This is a genomic window from Sphingomonas paeninsulae, from assembly GCF_003660165.1.
Taxonomy (GTDB): domain Bacteria; phylum Pseudomonadota; class Alphaproteobacteria; order Sphingomonadales; family Sphingomonadaceae; genus Sphingomonas_O; species Sphingomonas_O paeninsulae.
Genome location: NZ_CP032829.1, coordinates 1,299,047 through 1,316,453, shown reverse-complemented (window position 1 = coordinate 1,316,453; position 17,407 = coordinate 1,299,047). Strand labels below are relative to the sequence as shown.

At 62.5% G+C, this 17,407-nt stretch carries 16 protein-coding genes and 1 pseudogene; 13 read left to right on the top strand and 4 right to left on the bottom strand.

The window, feature by feature from the left end:
* Positions 1-21: 21 nt before the first annotated feature.
* Positions 22-231: a helix-turn-helix transcriptional regulator gene (locus D3Y57_RS12045; protein WP_121153191.1), complete on the bottom strand. Its 210-nt coding sequence runs from the start codon at positions 229-231 to the stop codon at positions 22-24.
* Positions 232-775: 544 nt separating this feature from the next.
* On the opposite strand from D3Y57_RS12045, the gene D3Y57_RS12040 reads away from it, so the two are divergent.
* From D3Y57_RS12040 to D3Y57_RS12025, 4 genes and pseudogenes are all read left to right on the top strand, one after another.
* Positions 776-1,486, top strand: coding sequence for an ArdC-like ssDNA-binding domain-containing protein (locus tag D3Y57_RS12040; protein ID WP_121153190.1), 711 nt, complete (start codon positions 776-778; stop codon positions 1,484-1,486).
* 53 nt (positions 1,487-1,539) lie between these two features.
* A protein-coding gene (locus D3Y57_RS12035) for an IS3 family transposase (RefSeq protein WP_205590142.1) occupies positions 1,540-2,768 on the top strand; the annotation gives its coding sequence in 2 pieces (ribosomal slippage) (positions 1,540-1,872 and positions 1,875-2,768; 1,227 coding nt in all).
* A gap of 12 nt (positions 2,769-2,780) precedes the next feature.
* Positions 2,781-3,101: pseudogene (locus tag D3Y57_RS20910) on the top strand (HEPN domain-containing protein); the annotation flags it as partial.
* A 276-nt stretch (positions 3,102-3,377) separates the two neighbouring features.
* Positions 3,378-3,698 (top strand): DUF736 domain-containing protein, encoded by a 321-nt coding sequence (locus D3Y57_RS12025; protein WP_121153189.1) that lies wholly within the window; start codon positions 3,378-3,380, stop codon positions 3,696-3,698.
* 174 nt (positions 3,699-3,872) lie between these two features.
* Here the strand turns inward: D3Y57_RS12025 and rpsU are convergent, their stop codons facing one another.
* Positions 3,873-4,073, bottom strand: a complete 201-nt coding sequence (gene rpsU, locus D3Y57_RS12020) for a 30S ribosomal protein S21 (protein ID WP_121155837.1) — start codon at positions 4,071-4,073, stop codon at positions 3,873-3,875.
* A 344-nt stretch (positions 4,074-4,417) separates the two neighbouring features.
* On the opposite strand from rpsU, the gene D3Y57_RS12015 reads away from it, so the two are divergent.
* From D3Y57_RS12015 to D3Y57_RS11985, 6 genes are all read left to right on the top strand, one after another.
* A complete protein-coding gene (locus D3Y57_RS12015; RefSeq protein ID WP_162987098.1) occupies positions 4,418-5,161 on the top strand; it encodes a hypothetical protein in 744 nt (247 codons plus the stop codon).
* A complete protein-coding gene (locus D3Y57_RS12010; RefSeq protein WP_121153187.1) occupies positions 5,158-7,443 on the top strand; it encodes a hypothetical protein in 2,286 nt (761 codons plus the stop codon). Before D3Y57_RS12015 ends, D3Y57_RS12010 begins: the two co-directional genes overlap by 4 nt.
* 72 nt (positions 7,444-7,515) lie before the next feature.
* The gene (locus tag D3Y57_RS12000) at positions 7,516-9,255 is read left to right on the top strand and encodes a hypothetical protein (protein ID WP_162987097.1); all 1,740 of its coding nucleotides are present in this window, start codon (positions 7,516-7,518) and stop codon (positions 9,253-9,255) included.
* Positions 9,256-9,274: 19 nt separating this feature from the next.
* Positions 9,275-10,816 carry an ATP-dependent nuclease gene (locus tag D3Y57_RS11995; protein ID WP_121153184.1) on the top strand — a complete coding sequence of 514 codons (1,542 nt, stop codon included), beginning with the start codon at positions 9,275-9,277 and terminating at the stop codon, positions 10,814-10,816.
* A 1-nt stretch (position 10,817) separates the two neighbouring features.
* Complete coding sequence (locus D3Y57_RS20205) at positions 10,818-11,579, top strand: hypothetical protein (protein ID WP_162987096.1); 762 nt, start codon at positions 10,818-10,820, stop codon at positions 11,577-11,579.
* Positions 11,531-11,974 carry a hypothetical protein gene (locus D3Y57_RS11985; protein ID WP_121153182.1) on the top strand — a complete coding sequence of 148 codons (444 nt, stop codon included), beginning with the start codon at positions 11,531-11,533 and terminating at the stop codon, positions 11,972-11,974. The genes D3Y57_RS20205 and D3Y57_RS11985 overlap by 49 nt, the downstream gene beginning before the upstream one ends.
* A 4-nt stretch (positions 11,975-11,978) precedes the next feature.
* Here D3Y57_RS11985 and D3Y57_RS11980 read toward each other — a convergent pair whose 3' ends face one another.
* Together D3Y57_RS11980 and D3Y57_RS11975 are read right to left on the bottom strand one after the other, a co-directional pair.
* Complete coding sequence (locus tag D3Y57_RS11980) at positions 11,979-12,215, bottom strand: conjugal transfer protein TraD (protein ID WP_205590121.1); 237 nt, start codon at positions 12,213-12,215, stop codon at positions 11,979-11,981.
* Positions 12,216-12,252: 37 nt separating this feature from the next.
* Entirely contained in the window at positions 12,253-12,555 is a 303-nt protein-coding gene (locus D3Y57_RS11975; protein ID WP_121155833.1) for a conjugal transfer protein TraD, read from the bottom strand.
* A gap of 172 nt (positions 12,556-12,727) precedes the next feature.
* Between D3Y57_RS11975 and traA the strand changes: the two genes are divergently transcribed.
* The 3 genes from traA to D3Y57_RS11955 all read left to right on the top strand — a co-directional run bounded on the left by traA (position 12,728) and on the right by D3Y57_RS11955 (position 17,312).
* On the top strand, positions 12,728-15,664 hold the full coding sequence (gene traA / locus D3Y57_RS11970) for a Ti-type conjugative transfer relaxase TraA (protein WP_121153181.1): 2,937 nt from the start codon (positions 12,728-12,730) through the stop codon (positions 15,662-15,664).
* Positions 15,665-15,674: 10 nt separating this feature from the next.
* Positions 15,675-16,316 (top strand): DUF6118 family protein, encoded by a 642-nt coding sequence (locus tag D3Y57_RS11965; RefSeq protein ID WP_121153180.1) that lies wholly within the window; start codon positions 15,675-15,677, stop codon positions 16,314-16,316.
* A gap of 567 nt (positions 16,317-16,883) precedes the next feature.
* Entirely contained in the window at positions 16,884-17,312 is a 429-nt protein-coding gene (locus tag D3Y57_RS11955) for a hypothetical protein (protein WP_121153178.1), read from the top strand.
* Positions 17,313-17,407: the final 95 nt, after the last annotated feature.

Genomic DNA, 17,407 nt, shown 5'->3' with positions numbered 1-17,407 from the left:
CAAGCCACGAGGTGGCTCATGTTAAACGCCGTGTTGTGCTGAATAGAACATTGGATTGCGCAGCCAGACATTGACGTCGGCTTCGCGCCAGCCCGCGCACCGGGTGCTGATCTGCAGGTTTCTGGGGAACGTGCCCGCTTCCATTTTGCGGTAGAGCGTCGAGCGGCTGAGACCCGTTTTGTGAAGTACGGTTGGCAGGCGGATGATACGATTGGATGGGTCGTCGGTCATGGGGCAGGTCCTTTCAAATCAGGTTTCCACGAAACGTGTCTGACCGATCTGAAACTGAATTCGCAGCACCTCAATCCCGCTAATTTCCCTAAATGGCGGTCATCATCCGTGTTCATCTCCGTTGCTCCACGTAGCTCTCACAAAGTTTAGCCGAATTTTGCGGTCGACGGGCGTCGAGGGCCGTCTGGCACTGCGCTCTGACCGTCGATCGCGATGGATCAAGCTAAGGCCGCGACCGAGTCGGGCTGCCCCCCGTGCGCGGTGCATCATAACGGACTGAAACTGGTCGGGCGTTGCCCGACATGCGGACAGCACGGCTTTGCCGCGCTGGCGTTGGCTTCGCGGTCTTCGAAATCGGCGGTGTGGGCGTCGCTTGCCCCGTGGCCCCGCCGCGGCGGGCGGCAACCCCGGCTGTGCCGGGGTTCTCCTCGTTGTTGCGGCCCTGCGGGTGCTTCCCGCCGCTCTTGCAGGTCCGTGGGGACCGCTCCTGCCGCCCACCCCGCCATTCCGGCGCCGGTTGCGCTGGTTTGAGGAGTTAAGGGCTATGAGTGTCAGGACCAACCAACATCGTCAGAGTCTCTATGCCGAGGTCACTGAACGGGTGATTGCGGAGCTTGAAGAGGGACGTCTGCCCTGGGCGCAGCCCTGGGACAGTTCGGTCTGTGGCTGTGCCATGCCTGCCAACGCCGCGAGCGGACGGCGGTATTCCGGGATCAACGTGCTGATCCTGTGGTCGGCGGTGATCGATGGCGGGTTCAGCTCGCAGCGCTGGCTGACCTTTCGGCAGGCGCAGGTTGCTGGCGGGAGCGTCAGGCGTGGCGAGAAGGGCGTGACCGTCTGTTATGCCGATCGCTTCACACCCAAGGGCGAGGAGACACAAGCCCGTGATGAGGATCGCGACGCGCGGGCGATTGCATTTCTGAAGCGCTTCACCGTGTTCAATATCGATCAGTGCGAGGGACTGCCGAAGGCCATGACTGCAGCGCCGATACTGCCATCAGCATGCGACATCATGCCGCGTGCCGAGGCGCTGATCGCTGCCAGCGGCGCTGACTTCCGCATCGGTGGCCCTGTCGCCTTTTACGCACCCGATCAGGATATCGTTCAGGCGCTTGCCATGGCGCGAGAATATTTTGAGGAATGGTTGCCCAGCGGCCAGCGCAAACTTGAACTTGGGCTAGAAGCTCTCAGCCGGCAGTATCCAAAGGACGCTGCTTTCCTTTTGCACCAGTCAGCCGATGAAGTGGCCCCCTAAATGACCTGACAGGGCCTCGCTCTTATATAAGAGTGAGGCATATGACTGACAGTATGACCAGGCGTTACAATGATGGCGAGGTCCTCTCCGGTGTTCAGCGCCGGAGGCGTTGGACACCGGAGGAAAAGGTCCGGATCGTCGAGGAGACGTATCTGCCGGGGATGAGCGTGTCGCTCGTCGCCCGCCAGCACGGCATCAGCGGCAGCCAGATCTTCACCTGGCGCAGGTTGATGAACCAGGGCGCGCTGACTGCCGCAGCAGCTGGCGAGGAAGTGGTGCCGGCGTCCGAGTATCGTGCACTCGAGGCGCAGGTGCGCGAACTGCACCGGCTGCTCGGCAAGAAGGCCATGGAGAATGAGTTGCTCCGCGAGGCCGTGTCCCGGGCCGCAGGCCCAAAAAAACTGCTGTTGCGCTCGACCTCGTTGCCGGGGGATGGACGGTGAGTGCGGTCGCAGAAGCGATCGGGATCGCCCGCCCACACCTTTCCGCAGTCCGTAATCGACCTCCTCCGCGGCCACGAGGACGACCACCGCTGCCGGATGCCGAACTGGTCGCCGAAATCCGCGCGCTCGTCGCCGATCTGCCTACTTACGGCTATCGCCGTGTTCATGCTCTGTTGCGTCGGCAAGCCGAGAAGACCGGGCGCGAAGCGCCCAATCCCAAGCGCGTTTATCGCGTCATGAAGGTGCACGGGCTGCTGCTCCAGCGAGACGGCGAACGCCGTGAGGAACGGCGTCACGACGGCCGGGTCGCCGTTGATCTGCGTAACACGCGCTGGTGCTCCGACGGGCTGGAGATCACTTGCGACAATGGCGAGAAGGTACGCGTGGCGTTCGCACTCGACTGCTGCGACCGCGAGGCGATGGGACACGTGGCGACGACGGGCGGCATCACCGCCGAGGACGTTCAGGACTTGATGGTCGTCACCGTCGAGCATCGCTATGGACGGGTGAATCGCGTGCCCGAGCCGATCGAGTGGCTCACCGATAACGGCAGCTGCTACACCGCCCGCGATACGCGTGCCTTCGCCCGAGGCATTGGACTGATCCCGCGCACGACCCCGGTCAGCAGTCCGCAATCGAACGGCATGGCAGAAGCATTTGTCCGCACTCTCAAGCGCGACTATGTCCGCGTGAACCCTCGGCCTGATGCGCAAAGCGTTATCGATCAACTGCCCGGTTGGTTCGCCCATTATAACGAGGTGCATCCGCACCGCGCTTTGCGCTATCGATCACCACGCGAGTTCATCGCACAAACCTGCGAGGCTCTGTCAGGCCTTTAGGGGGCAACAACAGCCGAAAGCTTCTATCACTGCATCCTGCTGGTCTGCACCTTCTACACACCTCATGTTCACAACCTTGGTTTCCTGCGCACTCAGGCCGAACGGATCGATCCGCGGCTGATCGAGGTCTGGCCGCGGGAGACCAAGAGCGACCGCGCGCGCTTCGACAAACTCAAGGAAGCTTACGTCAAAGCCCGCTATTCCAAACACTATCGCATCACCGAGGACGAACTCGCCTGGCTGGGGGATCGTGTCGAGGCCCTGGGCAAGGTGGTCGAGGTTATCTGCACCGAGCAAATTGAGGCGCTTGAGCGAACCGCACGCGCCGCCTGAGGCCATATCCAGCGGATTGATGGATTACTTCTCGGACGAGTGGATCCGATCCCGTCACTGATCGCCGTGACCTGGGGCTGGGCGGGGCCACGCGCAACCCGAACCCTGCGCCATTTTTCCCCGCTGCAAGGCAGCTCCTCGCGCAGCAAAAATAGCGCTGGTCCGGGTCCTCCGCTGACGCTGCGGCCAAGTGGTGCGCAAGCCCCCTGATACCCATCCCCTCTGGTCGGCTGTCGACGGGAACAGGTCCCGCTCGCACACAAAGGAGTAACTACGATGCCAGCTATTGGATATGTCACTCAGGCAGAAGACGGTTCGTTCACCGGCCAGCTCAGGACGCTCAGCATCCGCGCCGAGATCACCATCGCCTTCAACGACTGCAGGGCCAACGACACCCAGCCCGATTATCGGGTATACTCGGGCGATGTCGAGATTGGAGCAGGCTGGAACCGGCAGTCGGCAGCTTCCGGGCACATCTACGTGTCGCTGAGCTTGGCGGCCCCGGAATTCGGACCGCGGCGGCTTTATGCGAACCTCGGTCGGGTGCCTGGCGAGGACGACAACCGGTTTGCGGTCATCTGGAACCCGGCAGACTGAATAGTTTGCGACCTGCGGTCAGCCAACTGCAGGTCGCTTTTCGGATCGGCGATAATTGCAGAACTGCCGGCTTGACTCACGTCATTCGCTTTGAAGCTGTTCCAAGCCGGTTTCAAAAGCCTCACTCGCTCCGGCTAATTCAATGGCGATGCGATTTTGGTAGTTGGCTGACTGTCAGCCGTCCTTCTCAGCGCGCTTACGCTCCGCCTTTCGGGCACGACTAACTGCAGCCGCATGCTCGCGTGCTCGCCTTTCCGATGGTTTCTCATAGTGCCGACGGAGCTTCATCTCGCGATAAACGCCTTCACGCTGCAGCTTCTTTTTCAGGGCGCGGAGTGCTTGGTCAACGTTGTTGTCACGGACTATGATCTGCATGATGACTGGGCTTTCGGCTATCTTGGCGCTTGCTAGATGCTGGTGCTGTATGGCTGCTTGGGTCAGAAGCCAAGTCACGAAATACGCAAGCGGAACTTAGTGAAAATGGTGGAAAGCCGCCCGTCCGCTTTCGGGCAAAGGCCTAACCTTTTCGGCCGTTCCTTCACTTGGAGCGAGACGGTAGCTATCCAACCCCGCATCGGTCCTCCGCTCTAACACCGGCAAGCCCCAGCTGCCGCCTCGGACTTGATGGGAACGCGCTTGCAGCTACACCGATTATGCTTGGCGTGCGGGCCCATATCGGTCAGCCTACGTCGGATTTACGCGAGCGGACTGACAAATGCGTGGCAAATGAATACACAGACCTCGTTCGATTCCGAAACGATGGCGAAGACTTTCATATAAATTGGACGACCCGCCGTGCGCTGAGGATACTTGGCGGCCGAGACGACTTGGTGGCCATCTCCGTCGAAGGCCTTTCCGAGAAGGATCGTTATAGGGGGAAGCGCATCGAAGCGGGCTTGCTCGTCGCGGACACAGTGGAATACTATGGAGGCGAAGACATCGGCTCCGCCAGCAGAATCGTCGTCAATCAGCTGAAATACTCCACGCAACACCCCGACAGGGCGTGGCCGTGGGGCGACATTGCACCCATGCTGGCGCAATTCGCAGCTCGCTACCGCGCGACCGCCCGCAACCTCGCCGCGATCTCCAGACAGCTGCTGCCGATCATGAAGGAGGAGAGCGCGGCCTACTTCAGGCAGGCGCTGGAGGAGGCCGACCGCGTCGGCGAGGAGCTGCACGAGCGGCTCCACATGCTGCTAGAGATGGGGCGCTCGGTCGCCGAAAGCGAGCATGCTCCCGAATGCGGATACCGGATCCTCCGACTGGCGGAAGTCTATTCGCAGATCAACAGCCACAAGTTCCCCTGGCACGACGTGTTTAGGACGCTGGCCAGGATGCATCCGCCCACCGCGCTTGCGGCGGCGTCGAGGCTGGACAGCCGGGAACGGGTGGGCCTCCCGACCTCGCTGCCGGAAGTGGGGAGACGCTGCTGGAGGCTGGAGGGATCGGCATCGGGGCGGTGACGGCCCTCCATGCGTTCGGCGGGACCTGGCGCTTCAAGTATCTTCCGACCCTTCTATCCAAGCTGCCACAGCCTCATCAGGGCGAGGTCGCGCAAACCATCCTGCGCGACATGGTGGACGACAAGCAGGAGGCGTGGCACATGCGGGAGGTGGTCGCGGCGGCGGAGACCGTCGGCCCGATCCCGCCCGACATCCTCGCCGTTTTCGCTCGTCGGCGCGCTTCCGAGGAGCGGAGCACGAGGAGCTACGAGCCCCGACCCGACCCGGTTATCGACATAGGAGCGATCGTCGCTGGCAAGTGCGTGACGGACCCGGGGGACGTCGCCGCGATCGTGGGTTCGTTCAAGCGGGAAGCGAGCTACGGCGCGTCGCTGGAGGGCCTGTCGGCGATCATGCGCGCGCAGCTCGGCGTCGCCGGGCGCATCGACCATCTGCGCGCGGTGGCTGCCGCGGACATCGACATCGACGACGTCCTCGCGCTGCTCGTGCAGGCCGCGACTGCCTGGACGCCGAGCCGGGCGGTCGCCGAGGCGGCGCGGGAGATCGCCCCCGGGCTGATCGACCGACGGCCATTCGACCTCCTCGGCTACCACTGGCATCAGGCGATCGAGCCGCTCCTGTCACTCACGGCACTTGACCGGCCGGGCCTGCTGCGCAGGCTCATACGAGCCATCGGTACGAGGGTGGATGAACTCGGGTCGTCATCGCTCTTCTGGCTCGCCCGGCAGGTCCACAACGACCTTTTGACGCCCGCCCACCGCCGCGACGTGCTCGGATTCACGCTGGGAAGGTTCGAGGCCATCGTGACGGCCGATGAACCCGACGGCGGCTGGCGGCCGGAGCTCATGCCGCCGGAGGCGCTTTCGACCGCGATGGCGGGGCTGATCTGGACGAGCCTCGGCGACCCCGCTCCGAGGCGGCGCTGGCGGGCCACGCACGTCGTCCGACGCCTCGCGAGGCTCGGCGAGACCGACACGCTGGACGCCATCCTAGCGCGCCTGCCGGATGACGACGCTGGCCCCTTCATTGACACGCGGCTTCGGTTTTACGCCGAGCTCGCGCGGACGCATCTACTGGTTGCCGCCACGCGCGTGGCCGCCGAGTCCCCCGACGCGCTGAGGAACGTCATACCCGAGCTCAGGCGCACCGCCAGCCGCTCCAACCTGCACGTCGTGCAGCGACACTGGGCCGCCCGGGCACTCCTAGCACTGGAACGCTCAGGAGGGCTCGCTTTTTCGCCGGACGAGCGGAACGAACTGCTGCGGGTAATGGAACGGGCGCCGGCGAGCCCGGCGATCCCGCCTCCCGCTGTGAGCGTGGAGGGCGAGGAATACAGCTTCCCGATGGACTTCGACCGGCGCGAGGCCAACCCGATCGCCCGGGCGTTCGGCATCTCGCACGCCGAACTCGCCAGGCGTGCCGGGCGCGCAATCCGGGGACAGCTCGGTTGCGAGCCCGTGCGTGCGTGGGCCGCCGACCCGCGGTCGCCGCTCGGCATCTACAACCGCCGGCATCGCGGTGGCCCCGAGAATTTGACTCTCGCGGAATACGAGGCGTGGCAAGGGCTGTTCCTGTCGATCGGCGAACTTCTCGAGGGGGAAGGACCCGCCCCCGACCTGACGGGCGATAACCGCTATTTGCTCGCCGAGCAGTTTCTTACCGCTCCCCCCGAGTGGCTGTCGGATTTGCGCGATCCCGATCCGACGTCGAGCTGGCCGGAGCCGTCGATCCCGCGGGACGACGACGACTGGGAGTGGCTCGTCACCCCCGCAGACCTTGAGCACGCGATGCTCGACAGCGACGGTTTGCGGATCGCGGGAGAATGGTCGCGCCACTGGAGCCTCGCGCGGGAAGACGGCGCCATAGGTTCCGCCCTGGTGCGGCCCGAGTTCGCCACCGACCTGCTGCGCGCGCTTCAGACCTATCAAGGCCGCTTCCCGTGGATCCCGACGGATGGCGGGGAGATAAACCTCGGGTTCCAGAAGATGCGCGTCACGCCGTGGGTGGCCAAGGACGACCGCACCGGCGGCATAGACAGCCTCGACCCCTTTGCGGGCAACCTCGCCGGACCCTATTCCCCGGGTCGCGTCATTCGACGCATGCTGCGGCTCCGGGCGTCGGTGGACCGACGAGCGTGGGAAAGCGGCGACGGTCGCCCGCCGTTCCGCGCGAAGTGGTCCGCGTGGAGCGAACCCCCGAGGACCGCCATGACGAGCGGCTGGACCACGGCGGCGTCCTTAGTGTACCACTCGAGGACGTCGTTGGCACGCTCAAGGCGTTGAAGCGGAGCCTCATCTTAAGGGTGTGGCTGGAACGCTACGGTCCGCGCGGGAAAGACCAGGAGCCCAGAACCTATGTCCGATACTTCACCCTCGACGGCGACGGATGCCTCGGTTGGCTGGGCGGATGTCGTCGCGCTTGGCCGCCAGCTGACCCGGCAGCTGGGTGACGGATGCGACGACCTCGCGCTCAGCTGGATGGCGCACCATGTCGGACGTCGCGGCGAGAAGAGGTTCGACGTCATGTGTTCCGACGCCGGTGTCACCTGCAACCGCTCGATCGAGGACGACAACGGCTGGGACAAGCTGATCGAGTTCCCGGCCCGGCCCGCGCCCTTTGCCGCGATCGACATGCAGCCCGCGCACCTCGTCGCGGCCGTGCAGGTCAAGACGACTGAGGGTTCGCCCCGCACAGTCTCCATCAGCCTATCCAACGCGCTGAGGCACGCAACGTCAGACCTTCCGCAGTTCATCGTGCTCGTCGCGCTCGACGGCGTGCAGCCCCGCTACTTTGCCAAGCACGTCTGGGGTAGCGTCATCGCGGACTGGCTCAAGGCCGGACGCCAGGCGGATGCGGACGGCGTGACCGCCACGCACAAGGTCCAGATCTCGCTCACCTTCGGTTCGGAGGATGAGCGCGGCAGCGGGCTGTTGGAATGGATCAGGTCGGAAATCAACGCGGTGGCCGAACCCTATGCCGCCACGAAGAGGCGGTTCGTCGACCTCGTCGGCTTCGAGTCGGATCGGGGGACCGCGCGCATAACTCTGGCGCTGCAGAGCGGGGACGAGCTCCTCGACGTCCAGCTGGGCCTTCGGCCTGAGGTCGAGGCGAAGCACTTTACCTATACGAGCGAGCGGTTCGGCATCCGCGCGCGCAGGCCGGAGATCGACGAGCACAACGTGAAGCTGCACCTCATGCCCGAAGGTCGCGAGTGCACGTTGCGGATCGAGATGCCCGATGGTGCGGGCGTCCCGCTGCCGGCCACGCTCTATAGCGCGAGTAGCGGCGGGGCCCTGGCCTTCCGCGTCGCATCGCGCGCCCTCGACATCACGGTGGGACCGCGCGACCGAGTGCGGGCCAAGGCCTCGCTCGGGCTTGACGACCGCGCCGGGCTCGACGAGATAAGCGCCTTCGCGCACCTCATCTCCAGCAAGCCGGAATCAGACGTGGCCCTCCAGGTGAACGTCGATGGCAGCGACCTCGACCTCGGCGCGATAAGGATGAAAGGGAACAGGCAGACCGAGACGTGGAGCTGGATCGCGCTCGGCACTGGCATCGCGCGGGCGATCGCCGCGGACGCGGGGCGCGACCCCGGTGAGTTCAGGATGGGGGACGTCCAGGATGCGGCGGGCGACCTCCAGATCCTAGCGGCCCTGGCGTCAAACCGCGTCATCCGCGTCGACTTCAGACCCGAGCCGGACGCACCTGAGAGGTTCGACGGCTTCCTCGCATACTGCAGCGCTATTATCGGCGATCAGGTGTTCAGTGCGGTCGCGCATCGTCCCCTGGGCATTGACGAGACGCACAACGGACGCCGTCGTGTAATGTTCGGACCAGGCCGAACATTATGGTCCAGGATGTCGCGCCGGGACGTATGGAGTGAGGAACCGATGCAAAGCGCATATCAACGACAGCTCGAACGACTCTGCGAGGGAGCGGAGATCATGGCGATAGGCAATCTCGCGAAGATGGTGAAATCAGGTTACGAGGACGCGATCCTCTCGTCGGACCTTCCGTCCGGCTTGGAACGTGACTCCAGAAAACAAGTCGGGGCAAGAGTCTGCCCGGTTCGCGACGGGTCCGTCCGCCGATGACAACCGCTGGAGGAACCAAGTGAAATTCTACCTGCGCGAGCGGCGCGGCGGCACCCCAGCTGGGACACGGGACGTCTGCTATCTCACCTGGAACACGTGGGACGACTTCGGCTTCAAGACGACCCACGAGGTGACCGCCTACGACGAGGACGGGCTGGAGCACGACCTCGGTGCGACCCAGATTATGTTCCGGGGTCAGGAGGCCGGCTACGTCCAATTAGATCTGCCGACGGAGGGGCTTGACGACAAACACTGCTCTCTGGGTAACGACCGGAACTACTACCTAAGGCTCATGAAGATGCCTCCGGCCCCGCGCCAGGCGATCCTGAGCGGCCTCCGAGACCTCACCTTCGAGCCCGACCGCTACCAACGCTTCAAGGGCGAGACGGCGCTCAAAGTCTCGCTGCTGCGAAACTCGTCCGAGAACGACGTGCTCGTCGTCTACCCGCGCATTCTCCGCGGCGAAACGGAACTCACGACCTTCGCCTTCGACTACGTGCTAGAGGCCGAGGACGGTGCGGATCCTGCCGCGCCGACACTCTCGCTCCGCTTCGTGGTGGTACCCGGAAAGAAGCCGCCCACGAACTTGCACGTCCTGATCGGCCGCAACGGCGTCGGCAAGACACGCATCTTGGCCGGGATGGCGGACGCGTTGACCGACAATCAGGCCGCGGCCTTCGGCCTAGCCGGACGGTTCGAGTTCGACGAGAACATCGACCATCCGAGCAGCGACTTCCTGAACCTTGTCATCGTATCATTTAGCGCTTTCGACAGGTTTGACCCCATTGCCGGCGGCAGTGCACGCACCGAGAAGTCGCTCCCCTATTACTATGTTGGCGTGAAGCGCTTCCTCGACGACGAGAAAGGCAACCCGACAGACAAGATCGGAGTGAAGTCGACCGAAGACCTCAACGATGACCTTCGAGAGGCGCTCGACACGATCTTTCAGGACGAGAAGCGCACCGGACGCTGGGTCAGAGCGCTGACGACGCTCTCGTCGGACCCCGGCATCCGCGACCTGCGCGCCAGCGAGGTCGCGGGAGAGGACGGCGCGACAGCGCGGAACCGCGTGAAGCAGCAGATCCCGCACATGAGTTCAGGCCATAAGATCGTTCTCCTCACCATTACGCGGCTGATCGAGAATGTGAGCGACCGGTCGCTGGTGCTGATGGATGAACCGGAGACACACCTCCATCCGCCCCTGCTAGGCTCGTTTATGCGTGCGCTCTCCGAGCTACTCGTGGAGATCAACGCGGTAGCGATCGTGGCGTCGCACTCCCCGGTCGTCCTGCAGGAGGTTCCGGCGAAGCGGGTGTGGCGGCTCCTCGGAAGCGGCGGCTCCCTCCGGGCCGAGCGCCCCGTGGAGGAGACCTTCGCCGAGAACGTTAGCGTCCTGACCCGGAAGGTGTTTGGACTCGAGGTGGAGGAGAGCGGCTTCTACAAGTTGCTGAGCGACGAGGCCCGCCACGCCGACTTCGAAGAGGTCGACGCGACCTTCGGCTTTCAGATCGGTGCGGAGGGCCGCGCGCTGCTGCGTGCGCTCACCTACAAGAAGGACTGACGTGCGGGCCCTGAACCCACCGGCGATCGACTACCGCGCGCTTTATCGAAAGGCGATTTCGCAGACCCAGCGCAACGCCGACAGGGCGGTGCTGGCCGGCATCGAGGATCGCATGATGGGGGCGGGCGTCGACTACGACGCCACGATGCAGGCCGAAGGCCCACACGCGGTGGTCCAGATCGCCTTGACGGCGGCAGAGGAGTCGCTCGCAGGGGCGCTCTACGAGAAGCGCATCGTCGCAACGAATGGCATCTGCCGTTCAACATACGACGACCTGCGCGTCTCGACTTCGAGCTGCCCGTTCTGCCTGGACGGCGAAATCTACGAGATCGACCACTTCCTGCCGCAGGCCCATCACCACGACGTGGTGGTGTATCCGGGCAACCTCGTGCCGATCTGCCACCCCTGCAACCACATCAAGCTGGAACTGCTCCCGGCGGACGCCCGGCATTCCCTCCTGCATCCCTACTTCGACCGGCTTCCGGAGCCCAGAAGCCACAGGGGGTGCCGTGAATGTCGCCTTCTGGGTCTTCCGGAACATCAGTGCTGCCTCCCCAGCTCATCAACTAACCTGTCTGTCGAAGTCCGGCATTCATTGCTGTTTGCAGCCGTTCGAGCCGCTGAAATGCGTAATGTCCCTTTTGCTCATATCGGAAAGATTACACTGCGTTGCTGGTTGCCAACAGTAGCTGCAAATGACAGTCGGGCTCACATATGCGCTACTTCCTCGATACAGAATTCAACGGCTTCGGCGGGGAACTGATCTCGATCGCGCTTGTGCCTGCCGATGAGGGCATCGCGCCCTTCTACGAAGCGATTGCCTGCCCGAAGCCAACTCTGTGGGTTGCAATGAATGTTATTCCAGCGTTGCAAACCAAGCCACTCTCCCACACCGAAGTTGCCAATCGCTTTGCCGCATACCTGCTCGATGATCCCGAGCCATTGCTTGTGGCGGACTGGCCCGAAGACATAGCGCATGCCGCACGCTTGCTGGTCACAGGTCCCGGTCAGATGAAGCCGATCCGCGGTATCAGGTTTGAACTGGTCGATCCGTCGCTACTCGGTTTTGGCGAAAGCGCAGCGCCGCACAATGCCCATCAAGATGCCGTGGCGTTGCGCTTGAAAGTGCTCGACCATGAACGCCGCACGGGAATGTGACCGCCTAGAAGTTTGCTAATGTATCAATGTCGCCATGCTGATCCAGATCGAACGCGCGCTTTCCTCGTCGCCGCCACAACATGGCGGTCTGTTCGCCGCTATCATTCCGAAGCTGCGCCGCCATTTCGATCAAAGCACCATAGAGCATTGCACGATCATCGCGAGTGAGCTCGATCAGCCCCACCTTGGTAATCAGACCGCCAAGTTCGATCAATTGGCGCGTGCGCTCGCGACGCTTCACCACCCAGTCTCGCGTGTCAGTGCGCGCACACCTGGCTTCAATCCGATGCCGCGCCGCCGTTGTTCGTCGCAACGCCAGTCTTGTCCGGTGCAGTATGTCCAGGAGACTGACGTGTCCCCTGAAAGAACGCCGCGCCTTTTGTACGCCAAGCCTCCTTCGCGCTCGCATCCTCGGTCTCGACTGCGGCGAGCAAAACACCCGCCAGCATCTCGAGCGGCAGGGCGTCGGCACCCGTCGCGACAACCAGTTCACCCAGCTTGCGAACCTTGCGCTCCTTCAGGCCCTTCGCCTTTTCGGTCAGCGCCTGTAGCTCGGCATCATAGTCACGCGGTTTACGCATCATCAGTCCTTGAAGATAATTTCGAAGTGTTGCGTAAATAACCCAGTTGCAGTCACGCTAAAATAGCCTGACACTTCATGGGAAGGCGAAGTCCCGAGGCGATGGAAAATCGTCGAGGGAGCGCTTATACGTCGTGCCGACGTCGCCTTTATAGTGTAGATGGTTTGTCGTCATGGCGATCTACCATTTCTCGGCCAAAGTCATTTCGCGCGCTGCCGGTTCGAGCGCGCTCGCAGCGGCTGCCTATCGTTCGGCGTCGCGGCTGCACGACCAACGACTCGACCGGCATCATGACTTTTCGAACAAGGCGGGCGTTGTTCATTCCGAAGTGATGCTGCCTGATGGCGCAGCGCCCGAACTTTCCGACCGTGAAAACCTGTGGAATGCGGTCGAGCTGGCGGAGAAGCGGATCGACGCGCAGCTGGCGCGCGAGATCGAGTTCGCGTTGCCGCGCGAACTGTCGAAAGAAGACGGCATCGCGCTCGCACGCGACTTTATCCGTGATGCATTCGTATCGCGCGGCATGATCGCCGACCTCAATGTGCATTGGGATATCGGCGCCGATGGCGAAGCCAAGCCACATGCGCATGTCATGCTGACGATGCGCGAGATTTCGGATGAGGGATTCGGTCCAAAGGTCCGCGACTGGAATGCGACATCGCTGCTCGAACATTGGCGCGAAAGCTGGGCAGCGCGTGCCAATCAACGACTGGCCGAATTGGATATCGAAGCGCGCATCGATCATCGCTCGTTTGAAGCTCAAGGCATCGAGCTCGAACCGCAGCCGAAGATGGGGCCCGCTGCCGCGCGGATGGCCGAACAGGGACTGTCGTCCGAACGCGTCGAAGAGCAGTTGCAGATTGCGCGTGAGAACGGCGTAAAGATCATCGCCAATCCCGCAATCGGGCTCGACGCGATCACGCGGACGCAGGCGACGTTTACCAGGCGCGACCTCGCTATATTCGTTCATCGCCACAGCGAGGACAGAAACCAGTTCGATGCCGTGACATCCGCGATGCGCGCGTCACCCGATCTTGTTGCCTTGGGCAAGGACGGACGCGGCGAGGATCGCTTCACGTCCCGTGCGATGATCGAAACCGAACAGCGGCTTGAGCGCGCAACCACTGCGATAGCCGAGCGCGAACGGCATGGCGTCGGCGAACGTTTCCGCGAGCGCGCGATTTCCTTGGCCGGACAGCGCGGGATGGTCTTGTCGGGCGCGCAGCATGCCGCGTTCGATCATGTCACCCAAGGTAAAGGTCTCGGTGTCGTCATTGGGTATGCTGGCACCGGCAAATCGGCGATGCTCGGTGTCGCGCGCGAAGCGTGGGAAGGCGCTGGCTATAACGTCCGCGGGCTCGCGCTGTCGGGTATCGCCGCTGAAAACCTCGAAGGCGGTTCAGGCATTGCGTCGCGCACGATCGCGAGCCTTGAACATCAATGGGCACAGGGTCGCGATCTGCTGACGTCGCACGATGTGCTGGTGATCGACGAAGCTGGCATGATCGGATCGCGTCAGATGGAACGCGTCATCAGCGCAGCCGAAAAGCGCGGGACCAAAGTCGTGCTCGTTGGTGATCCTGAACAGTTGCAAGCCATTGAGGCCGGCGCTGCATTCCGGTCAATTGCCGAGCGTCATGGCGCCATCGAAATTACCGAGATTCGGCGTCAGCGCGAGGACTGGCAGCGTGATGCGACGCGACATCTGGCAACGGGGCGGACCGGCGAAGCCGTTCACGCCTATGATCAAACGGGACATGTCCATGCCGCCGACACGCGCGACGCCGCCCGCGCCGATCTGATCGAGCGCTGGGATCGTGACCGGATCGGCAATCCCGAAGCTAGCCGCATCATCCTGACGCACACCAATGGCGAGGTACGCGCATTGAATGATGCCGCGCGCGAACGATTGCGGGCAGCGGGTGAACTTGGCGAGGATATGGCCGTCCATACCGAGCGCGGCGCAAACGTTTTTGCGCGCGGCGACCGGGTCATGTTCCTGAAGAACGAGCGCAGTCTCGGGGTGAAGAACGGAACCCTGGCAACCATCCAGGATGTGACGCGTGCTCGCATGGCAGTACTGCTCGACGACGGTCGCGCCGTCGCATTCGATATCAAAGATTATGCCGCCATCGATCATGGCTACGCGGCCACCGTGCACAAGACTCAAGGGGTGACCGTTGACCGCACGCATGTGCTGGCGACGCCGGGTCTGGATGCGCATGCCACCTATGTTGCCCTCTCGCGGCACCGCGATAGCGTCGACCTTCATTATGGTCGTGATGACTTCGCCGATACCGCGAGACTGGTGCGCACGCTGTCGCGCGAGCGCGCCAAGGACATGGCATCGGATTACACGCGTGACTTTGCCGAACGTCGTCAGATCCGGTTGCCCGCGATCGAGAAGATCATACCGACGCCGACGCCGGAGAAAGTCAGACCTGCCCTTGTGCGTGATCCGTTCGCGGGGCTCGACCTGCGCCCGCTCTCTGCGCGATCGCCCGCACCGACGCGCGGCACGTTCGATGGACTGAAGCTCCAGACGAGCCCCGCAATGCCGCAGCCCGCAACCGTCAGTCTCGACACTGCGGTCCAGCGCTTTGCCCGGGCGACGGCCGACATCGTGCGGATGCGCTCACAAGGCTATGCCGAGCTCGAACATCAGAAAGCCGCCTATGAAAAGGCAGCGGCCGCCATTGACCGGGGCCGACCCGACGGCGCACGTGATTTGCGGGCGGCCTTCATGCGCGAGGAAGGACTGATGGACGAGGCGGCCAAGGGCCGACCCCGCGCCGCGATACGCGCCATGGCTCTCGAGGCCGAGATGCGTGTCAGCCCGCAGCGGCGTGCCGATCGCTTTGTCGAAGATTGGCAGAAGCTTGCCAAAGCGCACCGCAGCTTCAATCAGGCTGGAAATGACAAGGGTGCAACCGCTATCGGCCAGCAGATGAGCGCCATGGGCAAGTCGCTCGAGTGTGATGCCCAGGCCGAGTCGCTGGTCAGAAAACGCCTTCCAGAGCTCGGAATAAGGGTAAGTGGCGGGGCGTCGATATCCCAGGAAATCCAGGACTGGCTCGGCCTCTCGCGTTCGCGTGGAATCGGGCGTTAGACCTTGTTTTATGGATTACGAAACCAATGAAGGCGTCGCCACCAGCTTTGCCGCACAGGCATTTGGAGAGCTGCGTGCCGAGATCAGCCTGCTGCGTCGTGCAGTCGAACGACTGACCGACGAGCGAACCGCAACCCCCGATTACACACCAACGCTGGAGAACCTCAGCAAACGACTGACGAACATCGGTATCTGGACAAAACGGATATCGGAAACGCCGGCGTTGACGCAGACGCCGGAAAGTCTCGCCAAGGATATCTCCGCGGCGGCCACCGACAGCCGCGCGCACGATCGCCAACTTCTCAATAGCGCCATAAACAGCATGAGCGAGGGCGTCTCCCGCATCGATGCGATGATCGCACGAAACCGGACAGTCATCGAGCAGGAGAAGGAACTGAACTACAACCGCCTCGCTTTTGCGGTGGCCGGGATGGTGTTCTTTGCCATTGTCCCCGGTGCAATTGCACGCTCGCTGCCGGTCAGCTGGGCGGTTCCTGAGCGGATCGCTGCCCGTATGCTTGGGCTCACTATGTGGGAGGCAGGCGAAGACATGATGGGAAAGGATGATCCGGCATCCTGGCACGCAATCGCAAAACGCGAGCAGGAATACGCGGCGTTACAATCAAAACATGCGGCCAAGGAAACTCAGTAACAGCACGAGCGGCAAACTGCGGAATGATCGATCGTTCGCTACAGGCAACGGCAAGCAGGTTGGGGTACAATCCCAGTATCGCATTACGATAAAGATCGTCAGAAAAGGTATAACGCCTCATTTTCGATGTTCCGTTGGCGCGAACTCAAGGCTTGCTGCTCGGTACCCTGGCCTAAGCCCTTTTTGCATCAGCAATTGGGAAAGTGCGTCGCCTTCCCGGCGCGCCTTCGCTATCCCGTTGCGATGGACATCAACAAACCCAGCAATGTCACATCGATCAAGCAGGCCGAACGCCGCCGCGCAAAGGCCCATCGCCAAGGCCTCATCCGGCGCTTCCTTCCTTATCTTGTGATATTGACCGTGACAGGCATCGGTGGTGTTTTAAGTCTTCGCTCGATGCCAGTCGGGATCAGCATGCCAACGGCGAACACAGATCACCGTCCATGATGCCGGACATTCTACTGGGGCGTTGCGCGTGCGTCACGCGACAGCATCGCCGATCATTTCGCTGGATGCAGCTCTCGCCAGCGGGGCAGTACGGCATTTAGGTGGATATCGGAGATCTTAATGAACGCGATCACTACGACACCGGCCGTCACGTCGCGATCCTTTGAAACTGCAGTCCAGTTGGCGGTTGATCATGCAAACGCGACCGGTGTGGAGACATTGCTCGTTTTCGATCACGTTTTTGTTGAAGTCCTGCCTGGTGATACCGCGACTACGGCCGCAGAGAATTTCCTTGCCGCTGAGAAGCTGGTGATCGCTCGCCTTGGGAATAGGCCCTTGTTGTCCGAATCAGGGCGATTGGTAAAATTGGGCGACCTCATCGAAACGATGAATGACGACCACTATACCCACGTCAACAAAGGCAGCTTTGGACTCGTCACGAATGTTCGCGTCGAGAACGACAGTGTCTATACTATCACCATCCGGTTCTCACGAAGAACGGTCGATTTTGCCCGTGAGGATTTTCAAACGTTGCGATACGTCTGCTAAAATGGACGATGTTCAAATCATGCGGGAATACGAAATGGCTCGAATGAGCAATCGCGAAGGCGTGGCGGCTTTGCCTTCCGATGCAGCACACCGTA